This window comes from Hafnia alvei, from assembly GCF_964063325.1.
Taxonomy (GTDB): domain Bacteria; phylum Pseudomonadota; class Gammaproteobacteria; order Enterobacterales; family Enterobacteriaceae; genus Hafnia; species Hafnia alvei_B.
The window spans coordinates 669,464-691,816 of record NZ_OZ061315.1; the positions used below are offsets into that span (position 1 = coordinate 669,464).

At 50.3% G+C, this 22,353-nt stretch carries 22 protein-coding genes and 1 tRNA gene; 14 read left to right on the forward strand and 9 right to left on the reverse strand.

The window, feature by feature from the left end; genetic code table 11:
- Positions 1-2: 2 nt before the first annotated feature.
- The 10 genes from AB3Y96_RS03260 to AB3Y96_RS03305 all read left to right on the forward strand — a co-directional run bounded on the left by AB3Y96_RS03260 (position 3) and on the right by AB3Y96_RS03305 (position 9,217).
- Positions 3-1,814 carry a phage tail protein gene (locus tag AB3Y96_RS03260; RefSeq protein ID WP_367298486.1) on the forward strand — a complete coding sequence of 604 codons (1,812 nt, stop codon included), beginning with the start codon at positions 3-5 and terminating at the stop codon, positions 1,812-1,814.
- 14 nt (positions 1,815-1,828) lie between these two features.
- Complete coding sequence (locus AB3Y96_RS03265; protein ID WP_367298487.1) at positions 1,829-2,350, forward strand: tail fiber assembly protein; 522 nt, start codon at positions 1,829-1,831, stop codon at positions 2,348-2,350.
- 101 nt (positions 2,351-2,451) lie between these two features.
- Entirely contained in the window at positions 2,452-3,624 is a 1,173-nt protein-coding gene (locus tag AB3Y96_RS03270) for a phage tail sheath protein (RefSeq protein ID WP_367298488.1), read from the forward strand.
- A gap of 18 nt (positions 3,625-3,642) precedes the next feature.
- Complete coding sequence (locus tag AB3Y96_RS03275; RefSeq protein ID WP_367298489.1) at positions 3,643-4,158, forward strand: phage major tail tube protein; 516 nt, start codon at positions 3,643-3,645, stop codon at positions 4,156-4,158.
- A gap of 54 nt (positions 4,159-4,212) precedes the next feature.
- Positions 4,213-4,566, forward strand: a complete 354-nt coding sequence (locus tag AB3Y96_RS03280) for a phage tail assembly protein (RefSeq protein ID WP_367298490.1) — start codon at positions 4,213-4,215, stop codon at positions 4,564-4,566.
- Between the two features lie 14 nt (positions 4,567-4,580).
- Positions 4,581-4,700: a GpE family phage tail protein gene (locus AB3Y96_RS03285; RefSeq protein WP_070715247.1), complete on the forward strand. Its 120-nt coding sequence runs from the start codon at positions 4,581-4,583 to the stop codon at positions 4,698-4,700.
- Entirely contained in the window at positions 4,693-7,371 is a 2,679-nt protein-coding gene (locus tag AB3Y96_RS03290) for a phage tail tape measure protein (RefSeq protein WP_367298491.1), read from the forward strand. The genes AB3Y96_RS03285 and AB3Y96_RS03290 overlap by 8 nt, the downstream gene beginning before the upstream one ends.
- Positions 7,371-7,835: a phage tail protein gene (locus tag AB3Y96_RS03295; protein ID WP_367298492.1), complete on the forward strand. Its 465-nt coding sequence runs from the start codon at positions 7,371-7,373 to the stop codon at positions 7,833-7,835. The genes AB3Y96_RS03290 and AB3Y96_RS03295 overlap by 1 nt, the downstream gene beginning before the upstream one ends.
- Positions 7,832-8,932, forward strand: a complete 1,101-nt coding sequence (locus AB3Y96_RS03300) for a phage late control D family protein (RefSeq protein WP_367298493.1) — start codon at positions 7,832-7,834, stop codon at positions 8,930-8,932. Before AB3Y96_RS03295 ends, AB3Y96_RS03300 begins: the two co-directional genes overlap by 4 nt.
- A 66-nt stretch (positions 8,933-8,998) precedes the next feature.
- Positions 8,999-9,217: an ogr/Delta-like zinc finger family protein gene (locus tag AB3Y96_RS03305; protein WP_083321377.1), complete on the forward strand. Its 219-nt coding sequence runs from the start codon at positions 8,999-9,001 to the stop codon at positions 9,215-9,217.
- Positions 9,218-9,389: 172 nt separating this feature from the next.
- Here AB3Y96_RS03305 and AB3Y96_RS03310 read toward each other — a convergent pair.
- Positions 9,390-9,465 (reverse strand) — tRNA-Ile (locus AB3Y96_RS03310).
- 139 nt (positions 9,466-9,604) lie between these two features.
- Between AB3Y96_RS03310 and mug the strand changes: the two genes are divergently transcribed.
- Positions 9,605-10,102: a G/U mismatch-specific DNA glycosylase gene (gene mug / locus AB3Y96_RS03315; protein ID WP_367298494.1), complete on the forward strand. Its 498-nt coding sequence runs from the start codon at positions 9,605-9,607 to the stop codon at positions 10,100-10,102.
- A 69-nt stretch (positions 10,103-10,171) separates the two neighbouring features.
- Here the strand turns inward: mug and rpoD are convergent, their stop codons facing one another.
- The 3 genes from rpoD to rpsU all read right to left on the reverse strand — a co-directional run bounded on the left by rpoD (position 10,172) and on the right by rpsU (position 14,442).
- Positions 10,172-12,004: an RNA polymerase sigma factor RpoD gene (gene rpoD, locus AB3Y96_RS03320; RefSeq protein ID WP_025799013.1), complete on the reverse strand. Its 1,833-nt coding sequence runs from the start codon at positions 12,002-12,004 to the stop codon at positions 10,172-10,174.
- 259 nt (positions 12,005-12,263) lie between these two features.
- Complete coding sequence (gene dnaG, locus AB3Y96_RS03325) at positions 12,264-14,012, reverse strand: DNA primase (protein ID WP_072310260.1); 1,749 nt, start codon at positions 14,010-14,012, stop codon at positions 12,264-12,266.
- Positions 14,013-14,226: 214 nt separating this feature from the next.
- On the reverse strand, positions 14,227-14,442 hold the full coding sequence (gene rpsU, locus AB3Y96_RS03330) for a 30S ribosomal protein S21 (RefSeq protein ID WP_001144069.1): 216 nt from the start codon (positions 14,440-14,442) through the stop codon (positions 14,227-14,229).
- A 267-nt stretch (positions 14,443-14,709) separates the two neighbouring features.
- On the opposite strand from rpsU, the gene tsaD reads away from it, so the two are divergent.
- The gene (gene tsaD, locus AB3Y96_RS03335) at positions 14,710-15,723 is read left to right on the forward strand and encodes a tRNA (adenosine(37)-N6)-threonylcarbamoyltransferase complex transferase subunit TsaD (protein WP_367298495.1); all 1,014 of its coding nucleotides are present in this window, start codon (positions 14,710-14,712) and stop codon (positions 15,721-15,723) included.
- Positions 15,724-15,769: 46 nt separating this feature from the next.
- On the opposite strand, the gene plsY is transcribed toward tsaD, so the two are convergent.
- Positions 15,770-16,426 carry a glycerol-3-phosphate 1-O-acyltransferase PlsY gene (gene plsY / locus AB3Y96_RS03340; protein WP_130933327.1) on the reverse strand — a complete coding sequence of 219 codons (657 nt, stop codon included), beginning with the start codon at positions 16,424-16,426 and terminating at the stop codon, positions 15,770-15,772.
- Between the two features lie 228 nt (positions 16,427-16,654).
- Between plsY and folB the strand changes: the two genes are divergently transcribed.
- On the forward strand, positions 16,655-17,011 hold the full coding sequence (gene folB, locus AB3Y96_RS03345; protein WP_040046250.1) for a bifunctional dihydroneopterin aldolase/7,8-dihydroneopterin epimerase: 357 nt from the start codon (positions 16,655-16,657) through the stop codon (positions 17,009-17,011).
- A 137-nt stretch (positions 17,012-17,148) separates the two neighbouring features.
- Positions 17,149-17,967, forward strand: a complete 819-nt coding sequence (bacA, locus tag AB3Y96_RS03350) for an undecaprenyl-diphosphate phosphatase (RefSeq protein ID WP_043490814.1) — start codon at positions 17,149-17,151, stop codon at positions 17,965-17,967.
- Positions 17,968-18,026: 59 nt separating this feature from the next.
- On the opposite strand, the gene AB3Y96_RS03355 is transcribed toward bacA, so the two are convergent.
- The 4 genes from AB3Y96_RS03355 to AB3Y96_RS03370 all read right to left on the reverse strand — a co-directional run bounded on the left by AB3Y96_RS03355 (position 18,027) and on the right by AB3Y96_RS03370 (position 22,289).
- On the reverse strand, positions 18,027-19,274 hold the full coding sequence (locus AB3Y96_RS03355; RefSeq protein ID WP_072310257.1) for a multifunctional CCA addition/repair protein: 1,248 nt from the start codon (positions 19,272-19,274) through the stop codon (positions 18,027-18,029).
- Between the two features lie 177 nt (positions 19,275-19,451).
- Complete coding sequence (locus AB3Y96_RS03360; protein ID WP_367298496.1) at positions 19,452-20,069, reverse strand: TIGR04211 family SH3 domain-containing protein; 618 nt, start codon at positions 20,067-20,069, stop codon at positions 19,452-19,454.
- 220 nt (positions 20,070-20,289) lie between these two features.
- A complete protein-coding gene (locus AB3Y96_RS03365) occupies positions 20,290-21,555 on the reverse strand; it encodes an inorganic phosphate transporter (RefSeq protein ID WP_367298497.1) in 1,266 nt (421 codons plus the stop codon).
- A gap of 53 nt (positions 21,556-21,608) precedes the next feature.
- Entirely contained in the window at positions 21,609-22,289 is a 681-nt protein-coding gene (locus AB3Y96_RS03370) for a TIGR00153 family protein (RefSeq protein WP_072310254.1), read from the reverse strand.
- Between the last annotated feature and the right edge of the window lie 64 nt (positions 22,290-22,353).

Consider the following 22,353-nt stretch of genomic DNA (forward strand, 5'->3'; position numbering starts at 1 on the left):
CGATGGGACAAAAATATAAAGCGGTACTGACCAAAATCGGCGCGGCCAAGATTGCCGCCGCCACCGCTGGCGGGACAAAAATCAATCTCACCCACATGGCCGTGGGGGATGGCGGTGGTTCATTGCCCGCGCCTGATCCAGCACAAACCAAGCTGATTGCAGAAAAGCACCGCGCCGCGCTCAATAAAGTGATCGTCGACCCGAAGCATAAAAACTATCTGGTGGCCGAGCTGGTTATTCCGCCTGAGATTGGCGGCTTTTGGATGCGTGAGCTCGGTCTCTATGATGAGGTCGGTGCGTTGATTGCGGTCAGTAACATGGCCGAGAGTTACAAGCCTCTGTTATCCGAGGGCTCAGGCCGTGCGCAGACCCTGCGCATGGTGGTGATTGTTAGCGATATGGACACGGTGAATTTGCTGATCGACAGCTCGACCGTGCTCGCGACTCAGGAATATGTTGACGATAAATTGCTGGAGCATGAACAATCGCGCCGCCATCCTGCCGCCACGCTCAAAGAGAAAGGTTTTACCCAGCTTAGCAACGCAACCAATAGCGACAGTGAGGCATTGGCCGCCACGCCGAAAGCCGTCAAAGCGGCTTATGACTTGGCAAACGGCAAATACACCGCGCAGGATGCGACCACGAACCAAAAGGGGATTGTCCAACTCAATAGTGCCACCAATAGCACTAGCGAGACATTAGCCGCTACGCCGAAAGCGGTTAAAGCCGCTTACGACAAAGCGGCCGAGGCTGACAAAAAAGCCAAAACCGCCGACGAAAATGCGGGCAAGGCCAACGACAACGCCAATACGCGCCTAGAAAAAAACAAGAATCTGTCTGACCTAAACGATAAACCGCAGGCGCGTAAGAATTTAGAACTCGGCACCGCTGCAACTTCCAACGTTCAAAAATCGGCTACAGATGGCACTGCCAATGCATTGATGGCGAATGGGGCTTGGGGGATTGGTACTAGTGGTCTCGTCATGAAAGATAGTGACATCCTATCGCCGACAAGCATTGGAAATGCGTTTTTCGTTCAAGGTGGTGGCGCTGATAATCATTTTGGCAGCTACGGCGCTGGTGTTCACATTTCTTATGGCACGGGAGGCGGTAATACCCTGCGGCTTACTGCGAATTTATTTGTCGATGCCTCTGGCAATCTGTCTGTTGAATGGTTGGAGGTTAACCGAAATGACGGGGCGGTTAAGGCGAAAAGGCTACAAAAACTTTATGGGCCATTGAATAAGCCCACTGCTACGGATATTTCAGCATTTCCAGTTCGTGGGATGATAGCTTCTGGGGTGAATCTAAATACCCTTACTGGAACAAAGGAGGGTTTTTATTATCAGCCTGTGAGCGCGTCTGCTACGGCAGCACTTAATTATCCAACTCAGGCGGCTGGTAGTTTGTGTGTCATTAAAAACGGCGCAAACGGTAATGATGGATGTATACAAGAATATCGTCCTTATAACAGCACTGTTATTTTCCGTCGAACTTACGATTTAGCCTCAAACAGATGGTCTGGCTGGGATTATAGTTACAGTAAAAATAATCCACCTCCAGTCCCCGATTTAAGCCCCTATATAACGACATCAGCGGCTGATAATCGGTATATCAATAATTTACAGATGGGTGCTGAAGAATATAAAGATATTCCTTACCCAGGGCAGGCCAGTATTCCTTTAGGCGCGTGTATTACCGCCATCGTGGGAACCACTAAACCCACAGGCGGTGGCGTTGGCTTCTATATTTCTCGGGTTTATTTCCGTCGCATTCAAAAATATATCGGTGGGGCTTGGAAAAACATTGCGTAAGGGGGAAAGACAGCATGATTTATAAAAATTTCACACTGTGCGAAACAGAACGCGCGGAGGATGGCGCACTACATCTCCAGTCTGAGGACGGTCAAGATTGGTATGATGTGCGTGAAAAATTAAGTGCGGAAAAGCTAAAAATTGCCTATCAAGCGGATGGGGTTATCCGTCAGCAAAGCTACAACGCGGTCGAGTTATTCCCTGAAAATCTTTCTATTGCGGAAGTGAGCAAAAAAGCGATTCCAAAAGATTTTCCCGATCGGCTCGACGGTAATTGGATTTTTGACGGTAAGAAGATAGCGCCTCGCGTGGTGCCTGAATCTGAATTGCTCGCTCAGGCCGAAGAAACCCGCGCGCAGCTTATGGCCGAAGCCAATCAAAAAATCACGCCGTTACAGGATGCGGTTGATTTAGGAATGGCAACAGAAGCGGAAGAAGCCAGTCTGACGGCATGGCGTACATATCGAGTGTTACTGAGTCGGGTCGATACGTCAGCGGCACCTATTGTGGCTTGGCCGGAACTCCCCGCAGTGTGATCCCTTTGGGTATTGTGCCAACGTTGTCACAATGCCCACTGCATGATTCTTTTTCCCCTCTCTTTCACCATAGCGGAACACCTGAACAGGAGATCCGCTTTATGGCTCAAGATTATCACCACGGTGTACGTGTCCAAGAAATTAACGAAGGCACGCGCACCATCACTACTGTCAGTACGGCCATCATTGGGATGGTTTGCACTGGCGACGATGCGGACCAAACCGCGTTCCCCCTCAATAAGCCCGTGCTTATCACGGATGTATTAACCGCAATCGGTAAAGCAGGCACCACCGGCACATTGGCGCAATCCTTGGATGCGATTGCGGACCAGTGTAAGCCCGTTGTGGTGGTGGTTCGTGTAGAGCAGGGAGAAACCGAAGCGGAAACCACGACCAATATTATTGGCTCGGTCACCGCAGAGGGTAAGAAAACCGGACTAAAAGCGTTATTGGCCGCGCAGGCTCAGTTGGGCGTTAAACCGCGCATTCTAGGTGCTCCCGCACATGATACACAGGCCGTTGCCACCGAGCTGGCTTCAATTGCGCAGCAACTGCGTGGCTTTGCTTATGTGAGCGCCTATGGCTGCAAAACCATCGAAGAAGTGATCACCTATCGTGAGAATTTTAGCCAGCGTGAGCTGATGCTGATCTGGCCGGACTTTATCAGTTGGGACACGGTGACCAATGCCGATACCACCGCTTTTGCGACGGCGCGCGCGTTGGGACTGCGAGCCAAAATTGACGAGGAGACAGGCTGGCATAAATCCCTGTCTAACGTCGGCGTGAACGGCGTCACCGGTCTATCCGCAGATGTGTTTTGGGATTTGCAAGATCCTGCCACCGAAGCTGGATTACTCAACCAGAACGACATCACCACGCTTATCCGCAAAGATGGCTTTCGTTTTTGGGGTTCCCGCTGCTGCTCGGACGAACCGCTGTTTGCCTTTGAATGTTACACCCGTACCGCACAGGTGTTGGCTGACACGATGGCCGAAGCCCATATGTGGGCGATTGATAAGCCGCTGACGCCATCGCTGGTGCGCGACATTATCGAGGGCATTAACGCCAAGCTACGTGAAATGGTCTCTGGGGGGTATCTGCTGGGTGGGCGTTGCTATCTCGATCCTGATAGCAATACCAAAGAAACCCTAAAGGCGGGCAAGCTGTTGCTGGATTACGACTACACCCCCGTCCCTCCGCTGGAAAACCTGATGTTACGCCAGCGTATCACTGACTCGTACTTGATGGATTTCACATCAAAGGTGAAGGCTTAAGGCTAAGGGGAACGACCAATGGCATTACCTCGTAAGTTTAAGTATCTGAATATGTTTAGCGATGGCATCAACTGGATGGGGATTGTGGAATCTTTCACCCTGCCAAAGCTGACCCGTAAGTTTGAAAAATACCGTGGCGGCGGCATGAACGGCTCGGCGGATATTGATTTGGGTCTGGATGACGGTGCGCTGGAGTGTGAATTTACGCTGGGCGGCACGGAATCGCTGTTGTTTAAGCAGTGGGGGGCGGCGAAGGCGGACGCGGTGATGCTGCGTTTTACCGGCTCCATTCAGCGCGATGATTCCGGCGAAGTGCAGGCCGTCGAAGTGGTGGTGCGTGGACGCCATAAAGAAATTGATGGTGGTGATACCAAGCAGGGCGACAGCTCAACGACCAAAGTCAGTTTCTCACCGACGTATTACAAATTAACGATTAACGGCGAAGAGCTGATCGAAGTTGACACCATCAACATGATTGAGCGCGCAAACGGCGTTGATTTGCTTGAAGCGCACCGCACGGCCATTGGCCTGTAGTTCTCATTTAATGCGCGGTTAGCGCCGCGCTTATTTCATTAAGTAGGTATCAATATGACAACGACGAAGAAAAACGACGTGGCACCGCCTGTAACCGTAGATATTGCCACCGGCGAAGTGACCGAAAAAACCGTGGATTTAGATACACCCATTCAACGTGGAAATACCACTATCAAGCAGATTGTGGTGCGCAAACCGCAGTCGGGGGCATTACGCGGTTGCCGTCTACAAGCGCTGATGGAAATGGATGTGGACAACATGACGCTGGTTTTGCCGCGTGTGACAACGCCAGCGCTCACCCGCGCCGAAGTCCTGATGCTAGATCCGGCGGACTTGATCACCTTGAGTACGGAGGTGGTGCTTTTTTTGCTGCCGAATCGGGTGAAGTCCGATATCCCGACAGCTTAATGGTGGAAGATTTGGTGGCGGACGTTGCCACTATTTTCCACTGGTCACCTGCCGTCACTGACGACATGTCACTGCCTGAATTGCTGGAGTGGCGGCACCGAGCTATTTTACGCAGTGGTGCTAGTGATGAGTGATAAAAATTTGCGGCTGCAGGTGGTCCTCAACGCCGTTGATAAACTAACCCGACCTTTCAAAATGGCACAGGCTAGCACGCGAGCGCTGGCCCAAGATGTTAAAAACTCCCGTGATGCGCTCAAGCGGCTTGATGAAGCCGGTCAAAAACTCACGTCATTTAATGCGCTATCCAATGCCGTCCGTCAGACGGGCAACGAATTAGAGCAGGCCAAGCTAAAAGCGCAGATGATGACGCGTGAGCTGTCCCAACTGGAAACCCCCACCAAGAAACAGACACAGGCGCTAGAGGTACAATGGCGCGCCGTGAATAAGCTGGAGACTAAGCAGCGTGAAAGCGTGGCTCAAATGGGGAAAGCACGCGCTGAACTTTACCGCATGGGTATTTCGGCCAAAAGTGGTGAACAAGCCACGGCGCGGATCACGTCTGAAACCGAGCGCTACAACGCGAAGTTAAAAGAGCAGGAACGGTTACTAAAACGCGCCGGTGAGCAACAGCGCAAACTCTCCGCAGCTAAGGCCCAATACGGCAAAACACTGGACATGCGTAACCGCATTGCCGGTGCGGGGGCAACATCGACGGCGGCAGGATTAGCCATCGGTGCGCCGGTTCTTGGTGCGGTAAAAAGTTACAGCCAGATTGAGGACGCCATGAAAGGCGTGGCCAAGCAGGTCAATGCTCTACTGGATGATAAGGGCGGACGCACGGCGCAGTATTACGAGCTGCAAAAAGACATCCAGCGCCTAAGTGAAACGCTGCCGATGGAGAACGGCGCGGCTGATATTGCCGCGTTGGTGGAAGGTGGCGCGCGTATGGGAGTCACTAACGACAGCGACCCGTGGGCGAAGCAGAAAAAAGACCTATTAAACTTTGCCGCTGTATCCGCAAAGGCATCCAAAGCCTTTGAAATGCCCGCAGATCAGTTAGCGGAAGATCTCGGCAAGATTGCGTTTCTGTACAAAATCCCTATTGGCAATTTGGAAGAGCTGGGCGACACGCTCAACTATCTGGACGATAACGCGCAATCCAAAGGGGCGGACATCATCAACGTGATGCAGCGCATGGGCGATATTGCCGACAAGATGGACTACAAACAGGCGGCAGCGTTGGGATCTACATTTCTTTCACTTGGTGCCGCGCCAGAGGTAGCAGCGTCAGCGAGTAAGGCGATGGTGCGTGAATTGGGGATCGCGTCCATGCAGAGCAAACGCTTTATTGAGGGGATGAACACGCTGGGGCTGAATGCGAATAAGCTGGAAAAAGGGATTTCCCATAATGCGGTGGCGACAATTCAGGACGTATTGGGGCGCATCAAGGGATTGTCTAAAGAAAAACAGCTCAGCGTGATGACTCAGCTGTTTGGCAAAGAGTTTGGCGATGATGCGCAGAAGCTAGGGCTTAACATTGATGAATTTATTCGCCAGCTCGGCCTAACGCAGAAAGCAGGGGCCAAAGGTTCAATGCAGCGTGAGTCTGACATTGATAAAAATTCTCTCTCTTCCCAGTTCTTACTGTTGCAAACCGGCGTCAAAAACACCTTTGCTTCACTGGGTGAAACGTTGCGTGATCCACTTCTAGAAGTGATCGACCTAGCAAAGCATGCCACCGGTGCCTTTCGCCGTTTTGTTGAAGAAAACCCAAGGCTGGCCGGTGGATTTATTAAAGCAGCGGCAGGAGTCGCTTTGCTATTGGCCGGTATTGGTGGGCTACTTATCTCAATGGCAGGGTTGATAGGGCCCTATGCGGCGTTACGATTTTTCCTGAGCTATATGGGAGTAAAAATCCCGAACCTAATCGGTTTACTCGGGGGGTTAGCGAAAGTCTTTCGTGTTGTTGGTACGGCGGTGTTGTGGTTAGGGCGTGCGATGTTAGCCAATCCTCTGCTGGCAATTCTGGCGGGCATTGCGATGGCCGCAATTTATATCTGGCAGAACTGGGACACGTTGGGACCCAAAATTAAGGCGCTGTGGGCCAGTATTAGCCAGTGGACCCGTGAGACATGGGACGCTATCACCCTGTTTATCTCGAATAAATGGACGGAGATTGTGTCCGGTGTTCAAGCGCTACCTGTGCAGTTTGTCGAGGCTGGCCGCAATATGATCGACAGCCTGATGGCGGGAATTAATGAGAAGTGGGAAACCCTGAAAGCCAAACTGACATCGTTATCCAACTATCTGCCTGATTGGATGAAATCAGATAAAGCAGTGGGACCGGTGAGCGGGGCGCATGGTGAGCCAATCCCGAGTCCGTCGGGGCTGGGCTTTGCGGGAATGTATGACAGTGGTGGCACCATTCCATCTGGTCAGTTTGGCATCGTTGGCGAGCGTGGGCCTGAATTGGTTAACGGCCCAGCGCGTGTTACCGGGCGAAAACAAACGGCGGTTATGGCGGCAGTGGCTGCGCTAGGGATGAGTCCGGTTGTTCCTGCGGCAGCTGCGCCTCTTCATCCGTTCAGTCTACCGGCGGCAGAGTATCGGTCTGCGCCGGTGGTAGCGGTCAAGGCGGCCAGTACATCACCGGCGGCAGGTAACCACACCGAGATCCATATTCACGCCGCGCCAAATCAATCGCCGCAGGATATTGCGCGCATGGTGATGCAGGCAATGGATGAGCGGGATCGTAAACAGCAGGCGCGGGCGAACAGTGGATTTAGTGACAGGGGGATTTTCTGATGATGCTAACGCTGGGATTATTTGTGTTTATGTTGCAAACGGTGCCTTATCAGGAGCTACAGCTGCAAAAGGCATGGCGTCACGCGACGAATAGCCGAGTGGGTCTGCGTCCCTCGTCGCAGTTTTTGGGGCCGGATACTGACACCGTGACGCTGACAGGGCAGCTATTCCCCGCCTTAACTGGTGGTCGGCTCTCTATGTTGACGCTGGAGATGATGGCGGAAACCGGCAAAGCATGGTCTTTGTTGGATGGGGCGGGGACGATTTACGGCATGTTTGTGATTGAGAGTATCAACCAAACCAAAAAAGTCTTTTTTAGCGATGGTTCGGCGCGCCAGATTGAGTTCACCATTACGTTAAAGCGCGTGGATGAATCACTGGCTGAAATGTTTGGCGATCTATCTGACCAGCTTAAGCAGATGAAAGACAGTGCAACCGGTGCATTAAGTGGGATGCTGCCATGATCGCGATGGATTGGGTGAGGGGGCAGGAAAGTGCCCCCGCGTTCAGCCTGATGATGGAAGGCAAAGACATTACGGCCAACATCGAAAAGCGCCTGATGTCGCTCACATTGACGGATAACCGTGGCTTTGAAGTGGACCAACTGGATATTGAATTAGACGACGCTGACGGCGCGTTAGCGTTACCGCGTCGTGGCGTCGTACTGACGCTCTCGCTAGGTTGGAAAGGTCAAGCACTGACCCCGAAAGGGCAGTTTGTGGTCGATGAAATAGAGCATTCTGGTGCGCCGGACAAACTTACCTTGCGTGCGCGTAGTGCTGATTTTCGGGACACCCTAAACATCCAACGTGAGGCCTCGTACCACGACAAAACGCTGGGCGACATCGTGACGACCATTGCCAAGCGCAACAAGCTGGACGTGGCATTGGATAGCACGCTGGAGAAGGTAAAAATCCCCCACGTCGATCAAACCAACGAGTCAGACGGCAGCTTTTTAACGCGGTTGGCAAAGCAAGAAGGTGCTGTGGCCTCGGTGAAAGGGGGCAAGTTGCTGTTTATTCGCCAAGGGCAGGGCAGAACGGCCAGCGGCAAACCTATCCCTGCAGTCACTATCGTGCGCGGTGATGGTGACCAGCACCGCTTTGGATTGGCTGATCGTGGGGCTTATACCGGCGTTACTGCGAGCTGGTTAAATACGCGAGAGCCAAAGAAAAAAGAGCAGGTAGCGGTCAAGCGTAAACGTAAAACCAAAAGTAAGGCTAAACCTAAAGAGCCGGAGGCTAAGCAAGGGGATTACTTGATGGGAACCGAAGGCAATGTGTTGGTGTTGGGCCACACCTATGCCAATAAGGGGAACGCTGAGAGAGCGGCAAAGGCAGCATGGCAAAAGTTGCAGCGCGGGGTGGCAACATTTTCCATCCAGTTGGCCCGTGGCCGTGCCGAGTTATACCCAGAAATGCCGGTTAAGGTTCAGGGATTCAAAGCGGAAATAGACTCAGCGGACTGGCTGCTAACGACGGTCACCCATTCTTTAAGCGGTGGCGGGTACACAACGGCGCTAGAGCTGGAAGTGAAGATTGATGATCTAGATATGGAATAGATATATCCCATTTTGTGATTATGGTTTAAAATTATTCACAATTGGGGTTTGTTTGGGGGAGCTATCATGATGAATTGTCCACTATGCGGGTGTCCAGCACATACGCGAAGCAGTTTTACCGTCACTAGCGAAACTAAAGAACGCTATCACCAGTGCACAAATATCAATTGTAGCCTGACATTTGTTTCTCATGAAACGGTGGTTAGGCTCATATCTAAACCGCAACTAATAAATATGGTTGAGCCGCATCCAGCTAAAAATGGTCAGTCAGTTTTAGCCTTTTAACCCTATTTGATTCTTCTTTTTGCCCACTGTTGAGTGGGTTTTTTTTTGCACGTAAGTAGAAATGGAGCAGATAGAAAAAAATGTGCTGCCATTTTGCTGCCAATTAGGTATTGGAAACAAAAAAGCCACCTCGTAAGAAGTGGCCTAAATGACAGAATCTAAAGCTAAAATTTGGTGGCCCCTGCTGGACTTGAACCAGCGACCAAGCGATTATGAGTCGCCTGCTCTAACCACTGAGCTAAGGGGCCGAGTGGCGGGGATTATAGAGTAAAAGCGGGCATGAGATCCAGTAGCTTTGTGGCGGTTGCAGCTTTTTTGAGCATAGCTAGATCGTTGTAATTTCTGTAAGATCTTAGCCATTCGTAAATTGAATAGGATGTAAGACAGATGCTTCAGGACATAATAGCTCCCGACCTTCGTGTTATTTTTTGTGGGATCAACCCGGGATTAAGTTCGGCGCATCAGGGATTCCATTTTGCTAATCCGACAAATCGCTTCTGGAAAGTCATTCATTTAGCTGGATTCACCCAGCGCCAGCTGGCTCCACAGGATGAGCGGCATCTGCTGGATACCGGCTGTGGTATTACTGCGTTAGTTTCTCGTCCCACCGTCACGGCTGCGGAAGTTACGCGTGAAGAGCTGCGAGCAGGCGGTGACGCGCTTGAGCAAAAGATCTTGCGCTATCAGCCCCAATCTATCGCTATCCTTGGTAAGCAGGCGTACACGCAGGCATTTGGCATTCGAAAGGTGGAGTGGGGGCGCCAAGAGAAGATGATTGGGAAAACCCAAATTTGGGTGCTGCCAAACCCGAGTGGCCTGAGCCGTATCACCGTTGATGAACTGGTGGCGAGCTATCGGGTTCTCAATGATGCACTTGGTCGATAAACGATGATGTTGATGCAATAAAAAACCCGCACGAGGCGGGTTTTTGTTTTTAACGCGATGTGGAAGAAATTAATCGTCCAAGAAGCTGCGTAATACTTCAGAACGGCTTGGGTGGCGCAGTTTGCGCAGTGCCTTCGCTTCGATCTGACGAATACGCTCACGGGTAACGTCGAACTGTTTACCCACTTCTTCCAGAGTATGGTCAGTATTCATATCGATACCGAAACGCATACGCAGGACTTTAGCTTCACGCGCGGTCAGACCAGACAGGACGTCACGCGTTGCAGAACGCAGGCTCTCGGAAGTTGCAGAGTCCAGCGGCAATTCAAGCGTGGTATCTTCAATGAAGTCGCCCAGATGTGAATCTTCATCATCACCGATTGGGGTTTCCATTGAGATCGGCTCTTTTGCAATTTTCAGCACTTTGCGGATCTTGTCTTCTGGCATCATCATGCGTTCAGCCAGCTCTTCCGGCGTCGGCTCACGGCCCATCTCTTGTAGCATCTGGCGGGAAATACGGTTGAGTTTGTTAATGGTCTCAATCATATGTACCGGGATACGGATGGTACGCGCCTGGTCCGCGATAGAACGGGTAATCGCCTGACGGATCCACCATGTTGCATAGGTGGAGAACTTGTAACCACGGCGATATTCAAACTTATCAACCGCTTTCATCAAACCGATGTTACCTTCCTGAATCAGATCCAGGAACTGAAGGCCACGGTTGGTGTATTTCTTCGCGATAGAAATAACCAGACGTAAGTTCGCCTCAACCATCTCTTTCTTCGCACGGCGCGCTTTAGCTTCGCCGATAGACATACGACGGTTGATGTCTTTAACCTGCTCGATGGTCAGACCGGTTTCTTCTTCGATCTGATGCAGTTTTTGCAGGCTACGTTCAACGTCTTCACGTACGTCTTTCAGCTTCTCGCCCCATGGCTTAGCCATAGCCAGCGCTGCTTCGAACCAAGTAGTGTTGGTTTCGTTGCCGGTGAATAGGGTGATGAAGTTTTTCTTCGGCATTTTGCTCTGTTCAACACACAGCTTCATGATCAGGCGTTCTTGCGTACGAACGCGATCCATCATCTGACGCATGTTGTTGACCAGATAGTCAAACTGCTTCGGCACTAAACGGAACTGTTTGAAAACTTCAGAAAGATTCAGGATCTCTTCTGCTGCTTTCGCGTGGCTGCGGCCATGAGTTTTGATCGCTACGCGTGTTTTTTCATACTGTTCACGCAGTTCAGAGAATTTCTGACGCGCCAGTTCAGGGTCGATGCTGTTGTCATCTTCGCTGTCGTCGTCTTCGTCTTCTTCTTCATCGTCGTCATTCAGATCTTCTGAAGAGAGTTCAGAACCGACGTTGGTCGCGGTTGGCGCCAAATCTTCTTCTGCGTTAGGGTCGACAAAACCGGTAATGATATCGGACAGACGAGCTTCTTCTGCCTCTACACGGTCATACTGTTCAAGCAGGTAGGTAATTGCTTCCGGGTACTCGGCAACAGAACACTGAACCTGATTGATACCGTCTTCGATACGTTTAGCGATGTCGATTTCGCCTTCACGGGTCAGAAGTTCAACGGTACCCATTTCACGCATATACATGCGGACGGGGTCAGTCGTGCGGCCGATCTCGGATTCTACGCTTGATAATACCTGCACAGCGGCTTCGGCAGCATCTTCGTCAGCAATGTTTTCTGCCAGCATCAAATCATCGGCGTCAGGTGCTTCTTCCATCACCTGAATACCCATGTCATTAATCATCTGGATGATGTCTTCGATCTGGTCGGAGTCGACGATATCTTCCGGCAGATGGTCATTGACCTCAGCATAGGTCAGGTAGCCTTGCTCCTTGCCCTTGGTAACAAGAAGTTTTAGCTGTGACTGCGGGTTTTGCTCCATAAGACGGTATCCACACTTCAGAGTTTAAATCGGTGTTGGGCAGCAGAACCGCCAACAATAACTGACACGGGTTTTTTTCATTGCGCGCCGCTCCCCGGTATTGCGGCATTATACGGGGGCTTGTCCCCGCTTTTCATCGGCACTTAAGCCGTAATTCAGTTTTTAATCGCTAACTCAATGCGCTGTCGGTTTGGGAAGTGTTTGCCATTCCTCATTCACACTGGGTAGTACGATTAAAATAAATAGATAATTGTGGTGATTAACTCTTTTTTGCCAATGCTTGGTTGAGTGCCCATAGTTCTCGTCGTTGATCGGCGTTTAAGCCTTGGGTTCGATCCAACGCGATGAGTTCTTCCTGACGTTGTTCGAGCATGGAGTCATACAGACTGCCTAATGTATCGACGAACGTTTGGTGAACCATGTCCTCAATAACCATGTGGTTCCAAGTTGCTAAGGTTTCAAGCTGTTGAGCATATTTATTATCACGGTATAGCTCAATCAACTGACCCGTTGTTAACCCGGGCTGCGCTAGGCAGGTTTCAACCAATTCTATAAATAATGGCAATCCAGGCAGTTGATGTTCCCTTAAACCTTCAAGCGTAGGGACTTCAGCCGCCAATGATGGATTTTGTACCAGTAATCCTATAAGTATACGCATAGTCGTGCGTTTTAGCTGAGGCTGCTGGTAACTATTTGCTGACTCGGCCTGCCGTGGTAGCAGCTTATCAAGCTGACTGTCATCGAGAATGCCTAACTTCTGACCTAAAAACTGCCGTAGGTACAACCTTAGGGTTTCACCTGGGATCTGTCCAATCAGCGGCAAGGCCAGAGCACTCAGCTTAGTACGCCCATCGGGAGTACTCAAATCGACCTGCGGCATCAGCGTATCAAATAAGAATGCTGACAGCGGCTGGGCCTGCTCAATACGTTGTTCAAATGCTGCGGTGCCTTCTTTGCGCACCAGCGTATCCGGGTCTTCACCATCGGGCAGGAACATAAACTTCAACTGCCGACCATCGGATAAAAACGGCAGCGCGGTTTCCAGCGCTCGCCATGCGGCTTCACGTCCGGCGTTATCGCCGTCGTAGCAGCACACCACGGTATCTGTGGTGCGGAACATCAGTTGAATGTGCTCAGATGTCGTTGAGGTTCCCAGCGAAGCAACGGCATAATCAATGCCGAACTGCGCGAGTGCCACCACATCCATATAGCCTTCAACCACCAGCAATTTAGCCAACTCTGGATGGCGTTGCTGTGCTTCATACAGGCCGAAAAGCTGGCGGCCTTTATGGAAAATATCTGTTTCGGGGGAGTTTAAGTATTTTGGCGTACCATCACCCAAGATACGGCCACCGAAAGCAATAACGCGTCCACGCCTATCGCGGATAGGGAACATCACGCGGTCGCGGAAGCGGTCGTACGTTCGACCATTGTCATTATTAACCAGCATTCCGGCATCATTAAGCGCTGTGCGGCTTGCGAGATCGCGTCCAAAGCGTTTGAGCGCGTTATCCCAGCCCGGCGGTGCATAGCCGATAGCAAAGTGGTCGATGATTTCTTGGCTCAGTCCGCGCTGCATTAAATATTGCTGCGCCGATTGGCTGCTTGGTTGACGTAAAGCCTGCTGATAAAAAGTGCTCAGGCTATTCATCAGCTGATATAAATTTTGACGCTGGTGACGCTCAATCTGGCTTGGACCGGTTCCTGCTTCGTAAGGAATTTCCAAACCTGCCATAGTTGCCAACTCTTCAACGCTTTCAACAAACTCAAGTCTGTCGTAGTTCATCAAGAAGTCGATGGCGTTACCATGGGCACCACAGCCAAAGCAGTGGTAAAACTGTTTGTCCGCGTTCACGGTGAATGAAGGGGTTTTTTCGTTATGGAATGGACAGCAGGCATGATAGTTCTTGCCCTGCTTTTTTAACTTCACACGCGCATCGACCAGATCGACAATATCGGTCCGAGCTAGCAAGTCATTTATGAATACACGTGGGATTCGTCCTGCCATAAGCCCTTACATTTAGTCTGTTTGCGCGACTGCAAAAACCGCCAGCAGCGTTGACAATTTTTCAGCCTATAAACGAGAACAAGCCGCGCATTCCTTTCGGAAGGCACGGCCTTCGTATGTTACTGCACATCAAAATAGAGCTACTTAAAACACTACTCCGACAGACAACAACATGGTCTGTGGACCATTTGTTGGGGCTTTCACCCCGAACAAACTAGTACAGACGGGTGCGACGTGCGTTTTCGCGAGCCAGTTTCTTGGCGTGACGTTTTACTGCAGACGCTTTTGCGCGTTTACGTTCGGTAGTCGGTTTTTCATAGAATTCACGACGACGAACTTCAGCTAAAACGCCCGCTTTTTCGCATGAACGTTTGAAGCGACGCAGAGCTACGTCGAACGGCTCGTTTTCACGTACTTTAATTACCGGCATGTGCCTCTCACCTCGATATAAATCGGTCTTTTCGCTGACCTAGTGTCAGCTGTTCAAAAATGGTGCGGAATTTTAATCCGAACAGCACCGCTTTGTAAAGCAATGATGCGCTAATGTCCACAGGATTCTGACTATCAAGTTGTTACACCAAGGATAGCAGGTGGTTTTTAGTCGGTTAATTTGCCACAGCACGAAAGCGGAACAGTATAGCTGAATTGTGCTATTATGCGCCACCTTAGTTGTTGGAGAAAAGTTGTTGGAGCCGCCATGCGCATTCTGGGCATCGAAACATCCTGTGATGAAACCGGTATCGCCATTTATGACGATGAACAAGGTATTTTGGCTAACCAGTTGTATAGCCAGATAAAACTACATGCTGATTACGGTGGCGTTGTCCCTGAACTGGCATCTCGCGACCATGTGCGCAAAACAATTCCCCTGATTCAGGCCGCCTTAAAAGAAGCTAATTTAATGGCAAAAGATCTCGATGGCGTAGCCTATACCGCAGGTCCAGGTCTTGTTGGGGCTTTATTGGTGGGTGCAACCGTTGGGCGTGCGCTTGCTTTTGCGTGGGATTTGCCTGCGGTTCCTGTTCATCATATGGAAGGCCATTTGCTGGCACCGATGCTGGAAGATAATCCGCCTGAGTTTCCTTTCGTTGCGCTGTTAGTTTCAGGTGGTCATACCCAGCTGATTAGCGTTACCGGTATGGGGCAGTATGAATTACTGGGCGAATCCATTGACGATGCAGCGGGTGAAGCGTTTGATAAAACAGCCAAACTTCTAGGGTTAGACTATCCTGGCGGCCCGATGTTGTCGAAAATGGCACAGCAGGGTGAAGCAGGACGCTTTGTTTTCCCGCGCCCAATGACCGATCGTCCTGGACTTGATTTCAGCTTCTCTGGACTGAAAACATTTGCGGCAAATACGATTCGTAACAACGAATCTGATGATCAAACCCGTGCCGATATTGCCCGTGCATTCGAAGACGCCGTGGTGGATACGTTGGCGATTAAGTGCAAACGCGCCTTAGAGCAAACCGGTTTCAAGCGTTTGGTTATGGCAGGTGGCGTGAGCGCTAACCGTACTTTGCGTGCTCGCTTGGCTGAGATGATGAAAAAACGCGGTGGCGAAGTCTTTTATGCACGCCCTGAGTTTTGCACCGACAACGGTGCGATGATCGCTTATGCAGGCTTGGTACGTTTGAAAAGCGGCGTGAATGCGGATTTAAGTGTCTCGGTTCGCCCGCGCTGGCCTTTGGCTGAATTGCCTGCGGTGTAATCCCAAAAATAAACATAAAAATGGCGACCTCTGGGTCGCCATTTTGCTATTTGTCGCTCGATTTTTCTTCCTGAATGTCTTCAGTTGCTGCGTTAGCGGTTTTTTTGCGGTTCTTGAGCTTCTTCCAGATCTTGGTTTCTTGCCCGCGCCACAGACGCTGGATATTGTCGTGATGGCGCATCAAAATTAAGCAGGAAAGCATCGCCACTGGGAACGTAAACTGTGGCTTGAACCACCATACGTAAAACGGAGCAACCAGTGCGCTGACGATAGCGCCTAATGAGGAGTATCCACTCAGCAGAACGGTAAGTAGCCATGTCACCGTCATTAGGCCGGTGAGATCCCAGCCAATTGGCGCGATGGCACCGAATGCCGTCGCCACGCCTTTTCCGCCACGAAAATGGAAGAACACCGGATAGATGTGACCTAAACAGGCCGCAATAGCGGTTAATCCGAGATAAAGCGGGGCAACATCAAACTTATAGGCGAGCCAAACCGGCAACATGCCTTTAAGCACATCAAAAATCAGTACCGCTGCGGCTGCGGCTTTACCGCCAATGCGTAACACATTGGTGGCTCCCGGATTTCCAGAGCCGTTCTCACGAGGATCGGGCAAGCCTGCAATACGGCAGACCACAATTGCGCTGGAAATGGAGCCGCACAGATACGCGAGAATAATCATGCCTAACGCAGTCGCACTCATAACTCAGCTCCGTCTTATGTTGTTTTGTCCCCATCACCCTTCAAGTTACCGTTGCGATGTCTATACTCTTCGCTTGCCGTTTTCTGAACTCGAATGATTTAGGGTATATATCAAAAGATATAAAAGGGTATAAAGGGCAAGGGTCGTTTTAACAACCATATCTGTGGATAATACGCACATTCAAACAGAAGTGGTATCCAACCAAAGGCAAAAACAGAGAATCACGTGATGGACATCGTATTTATTGAAGAATTAACCGTCATCACCACAATCGGTGTTTATGACTGGGAACAAACCATTCGTCAGAAGCTTGTATTCGACGTTGAGCTGGCGTGGGATAACCGCAAAGCAGCGTTGAGCGATGACGTGGCAGACTGCCTTAGCTATGCTGACGTGAGTGAGGCGATCATCAAGCATGTTGAACCCAACCAGTTTGCGCTGGTTGAGCGCGTGGCTGAAGAAGTGGCGATGATGCTGATGGATAAATTTAATAGTCCGTGGGTTCGCATCAAAGTCAGCAAACCGGGCGCCGTGGCGCATGCGAAAAGTGTCGGCGTGCAGATTGAGCGTGGAAAGCGCGTTTAATCAATCAGATCAATGAGATTTAAATGTCATATTGGCGAAACTTTATTGAATTAGCCTAGTCACAGTCATACTTCATAAGTGACGCTATTGCGTCACTTTTTTGCGTGCGTAGCACTTTTGAAAAGGGTAGTACTTTTATGGATCTGCATTTGCTGATCAATGCGTTTATTCTTGGGGTTGTTGAAGGTGTTACAGAGTTTCTGCCGGTATCGTCAACGGGGCATATGATTATCGTCGGACACTGGCTTGGATTTGAAGGTGATAAGGCAAAGACCTTTGAAGTTATTATCCAACTAGGCTCGATTTTGGCGGTTGTCGTGATGTTCTGGCGTCGTCTGTTTGGCCTGATTGGCATTCATTTTGGTCAGCCTCCGGTGCATGAGGGCAAAACCCAAGGACATCTGACATTAGGCCATATCCTGCTTGCGATGATCCCTGCGGTAGTCTTGGGGCTGGTGTTCCACGATGCGATAAAAACCCTGTTTGCGCCACGAACCGTAGTGTATGCGTTGGTCGTCGGTGGTTTCCTACTGCTGGCAGCGGAATGGCTTAAGCCAAAGCAACCTCGCGCGGTTGGGCTAGACGATATTACCTATCGTCAGGCATTTATGATTGGCTGTTTTCAGTGTTTGGCTCTTTGGCCGGGATTCTCTCGCTCTGGTGCGACCATTTCAGGCGGGATGTTGATGGGCGTGAGCCGCTTTGCAGCGTCTGAGTTCTCATTCATTTTGGCGGTGCCAATGATGATGGGTGCCACCGCGTTAGAGCTGTATAAGAGCTTGCCGTTCCTGTCTATGGCTGACTTACCGATGTTTGCGGTTGGTTTTGTTACGGCGTTTATTGTGGCATTAATTGCGATTAAAACGTTCTTGAGCGTGATTAAACGGATCTCTTTTGTTCCCTTCGCGATTTACCGCTTTATCGTTGCCGCAGTGGTTTACATGGTATTCCTGTAAACAGTACGCTGAGCAATGAAAAAAGGCCTTGGTTTTTACCGAGGCCTTTTTTGTGGGTGTTAATCGCGGTTTTCTTCCGGTGGCGAGACTTCTTGCTTCCACTCTTTGAGCGCGTTTAAGCGGCGCTGTTGCAGTTCCTCACGAATTTGCGGTCCTTTGAAACCGGCATCGACAACTTCTCGAACAGATACGCTTTCCGCCACTTTGCAGGCCGCACGCAGGTAATCGCCTTGAGGGTAGGGATTGTTTTCAAATCCAGTACGCCCACGGGCATCGGCTTCACTGGACATAATCATTTGTTCCAAACGCTGTGGCTTGCGCCAAACGTCAATAGAATCAAATAATTTAAGCAGCGTGACCGGTCGCAACTTCTCCACGGTATGAATCAAATCGTGATATTCAGCGACGATTTTTGCCAGTTCACGAATGGCGTTGGGTACGCGTAAACGTTGGCAAAGTGCTTCAACCAATTTCACACCCGCAGGGCCGTGACCGTGGTGATGTGGCCAATACTCTGGCGGCGTTAACCCCTTGCCTAAATCATGCGTTAGCGTAGCAAACCGCACGTCAATCTCGTCGGTGAGTTCGGCGGCGATAGCTAATGCCATCAGCGTGTGAATACCCGTATCAATTTCTGGATGCCATTTTTCCGGTGCCGGCACGCCAAACAGATTATCAATTTCTGGGAACAATACGGCTAACGCACCACAGTCACGCAGCACTTGGAAATAAACCTGTGGGCTCTGCGTGATCAATGCTTTTTCTGTTTCGCGCCAAACTCGCTCAGGCGTCAGATTTTGTAGCTCATTATCCGCCGTCATCTGCGTCATCAAAGCCATTGTTTCTGGTGCGACGTGAAAGCCCAAATGAGCAAAACGAGCCGCAAAGCGCGCAACGCGCAATACACGTAGCGGATCTTCGTGAAACGCATCTGATACGTGGCGTAGAACCTTGTGGTTAAGATCGTTTAGGCCACCGTAGGGATCGATAAGCGTTCCATCAGCGCTCTCAGCCATCGCATTGATGGTGAGATCGCGGCGTAACAGGTCTTGTTCTAGGGTTACGTCGGGGGCGAAATAGGTGACAAAACCGGTATAGCCGTGGCCTGATTTTCGCTCGGTGCGTGCTAACGCATATTCTTCTCGGGATTTAGGATGCAGAAAAACGGGGAAATCTTTACCAACCTGCTGAAAACCTTGTGCCGTTAACTCTTCAGGTGTTGCACCTTCGATGACCCAATCGCGGTCATAAACGGGTAAATTCAGTCGCTTATCGCGTACGGCTCCGCCGACCAAAAAAATCTTCAAACTCACTTCCTCACAAACGCCTTTCACATTCTTCGTGATGGGATAATCCGAGAGGTGAAAGGCATAACACAGTTATTCGGATAAGATAATTTGTTAACTATAGGTTATAACAAACAGGTTACGACAAACGCGCCGCGCACTGAAATAAAAAAACGCCGCAAGCGGCGTTTTCTAAGATTAATTCATCCAACGGTCTTTTTTGCGTCGTGGAATTAAACGAGGCAAGAGTAGGCCTAGCAGCAAGCCGCCACCGGCAACGCCGCCGCCATATAAGAACCACTGCATGATGATGCCGCGCTTTTTATCATCTAACTGAGTGTTGATGGCGCTAACGCTTTTCTGTGCGCTGGAGAGCTGTTCTTTCAGCTTTTGATTTTCTGATTTTAGACCGTTGATAGTGCTATCGCTGTTGGCCACTTTTTGCTGCATTTCCGCAGTACGTTGGTTCCAGCTATTATCGATATTGGTCAGTTTGTCGGTCAGCGTTTTTACCTGTTGCTCTAATTCTGGCACGCGGCTACGTAAGCTCGGCTCAGTGCTCAGTTGCTCCATAGGTAGCCACACGGTACGGCCTTTGGCATCGCGTACCTGACCATATTTGTTGTCTGCATTAACGCTCAGTAGTTCAACTTCCTCACCCGCATTTAATGTTCCGACGATACGATACTGATTACCTGGGCCGCTGTGGACGTAGGTATTCAGCTCATCGGAAATGTAGCGCTTCTCTTCAGCGTGAGCATTCAGCGTGAAGCAGGCGGCGAGTAGTGTTAAACAAACTAAGCGAAATTTATGCATCTGATTTTCATTTTCAAGTGGGTGAAGAGACAAAATAGTACGGGGAACAGTGTGGCGACGCAATGAAAAATCCGAAATGGGAACTATCTGACTTCTAAAGCGGGTCGTTACACCATTTGGAATGCACGGCTAAAAATTAATAGGCCTGATAATCGCTTATCAGGCCCCATGTTTCATCTGTTTATTTGGCTTTCATCGATGGTTTGACGAAAAGCACGAATTAGCCAAACAGTGCCTGCAAAATATAAAACAACACGATAGATAACCCCGCTCCCGCAGGCAGAGTAATAATCCATGAAGCCACAATGTTGCGCGCCACGTTAAGATTTAACGCCGCAATACCACGAGCGAACCCCACGCCAAGCACCGCACCAACCAGCGTTTGCGTGGTGGAAATCGGTAATCCTGTTCCAGAAGCAATCACAACGGTAGACGCAGTGGCGAACTGAGCGGCAAAGCCTCGACTCGGGGTAAGGTCGGTGATGCCACTGCCTACGGTTTCCATCACACGCCGTCCCATTAATGCCAACCCAACCACGATGCCTACTCCGCCCAGTGGTAATATCCACCAGACGATAGGCGACGTAGACGCGAGCGCTAAGGGATCGTGCACAATGGCGACGATGGCCGACAATGGGCCAATCGCGTTGGCGACATCGTTCGAACCGTGGGCAAACGCCATCGCACACGCGGTAATCACCATCAGCAAACTGAAGACTTTCTCTACGCCTCGGAAATGGTCTTCTTCATCGGAGTTATCGGTGAATGATTTACGCGATAGGTAGAAATAGCCACCGATCATCACTAACAGAGATAGCGCAATCGAGATAATCCATGTTTCACCGTTGGTAAGATGCAGTCCAACGTGTTTAAGGCCTTTTTTGATGGTTACCAGCAAAATAACCAAAGAGGTCAAAAACATATAAATTGGGCCATAGCGGCGTGCATTGGCGAAAGGATTATCGGTATTAAAAATTAAACGTTGGGCGCTGAGGAAAATACCGTAAGCCACCACGCCGGAAATCAGCGGAGTAATAATCCAACTGCCTACAATGCCTTTTACGCCGCCCCATTCCACGGCGTCTGGCCCAACGGAAACACAGGCAAAGCCAATAATAGCGCCAATGATGGAATGCGTTGTTGAAACTGGCCAGCCCATCATCGAGGCTACGATGAGCCAGATCCCAGCCGCCAGCAATGATGCCATCATGCCGAAAACCAGCACGTCTGGCTGTGTGCTGAAGGCGCTGGTATCAATGATGCCGTTGCGGATGGTTTGCGTGACTTCTCCACCGGCCAGATAGGCTCCGGCAAATTCAAAGATCATGGCGATAATGATCGCCTGACGGACGGTGATTGCGCGAGCGCCTACGGAGGTGCCCATAGCATTTGCAACGTCATTAGCCCCAATACCAATTGCCATCAGCAAGCCGAAAAATGCCGCGATGAAGATCAGCAAAGTGCCGTGGTCAGCAATAATTGCCATTTGTGTTAGTCCAAAATATCAAAAGATTAAAATTAACAGTGAGAAACCAATGACTACGTACGAGCTAACATAAGCTCAAGGCGTGACCCTACGCGCAGTGATTCATCGGCAAGGCTGCCGATCCATTCCATGACCTGATACAGGCACATCACATCGATAGGGTTATACTGTGGTTCGAGAGCCAACAACGCTTGGCGCAGCAAAATTTGTTGATGATCGGTATCATCTTCAATGTGGTCCAACTCCATCACCATTTGCTCAACCAGTGACGCTTCACGCCCACGGAAGCCTGTTTCTAACAGTTCATCCAGTTCGTGGATCACTTTGTTGGCCTGCGTGGTAGCATCTAAGCAGCGTTGCAAATAAACCATGAAGTCGGTTTGCATCGATTCCGGTACCATGAGACGGCGGCCGATGACTCGGCCGGCAATATCTTTAGCGCGATTAGCCAAACGATCTTGCTGAGTCACGAGATCGAGCATGTCGGTTCGAGCAACCGGTAAAAACAGCCCGCGTGGTAGCTTGAGGCGAATTTCTCGTTTCAGCGTATCAGCCTGTTTTTCTAGCATGGAGATTTGCTCACGAAGCTGTTGAGCGTTTTCCCACTGTTGTTGAGCCGTAGCTTGGAAAAATGGAATGAGCAGTGAGCAACATTGGTGCACGCTGCTGGCATGTTCCTGAAGTGGTTTCAGGGGAGACTTGGCAAACAATCCTAATATAGTATTTACTGGCATCACTCATGCACCTTTTGATGGTTTTCTGCGCAAAAGTTGTCAGAAGGGTGCGCATGTTAACTGA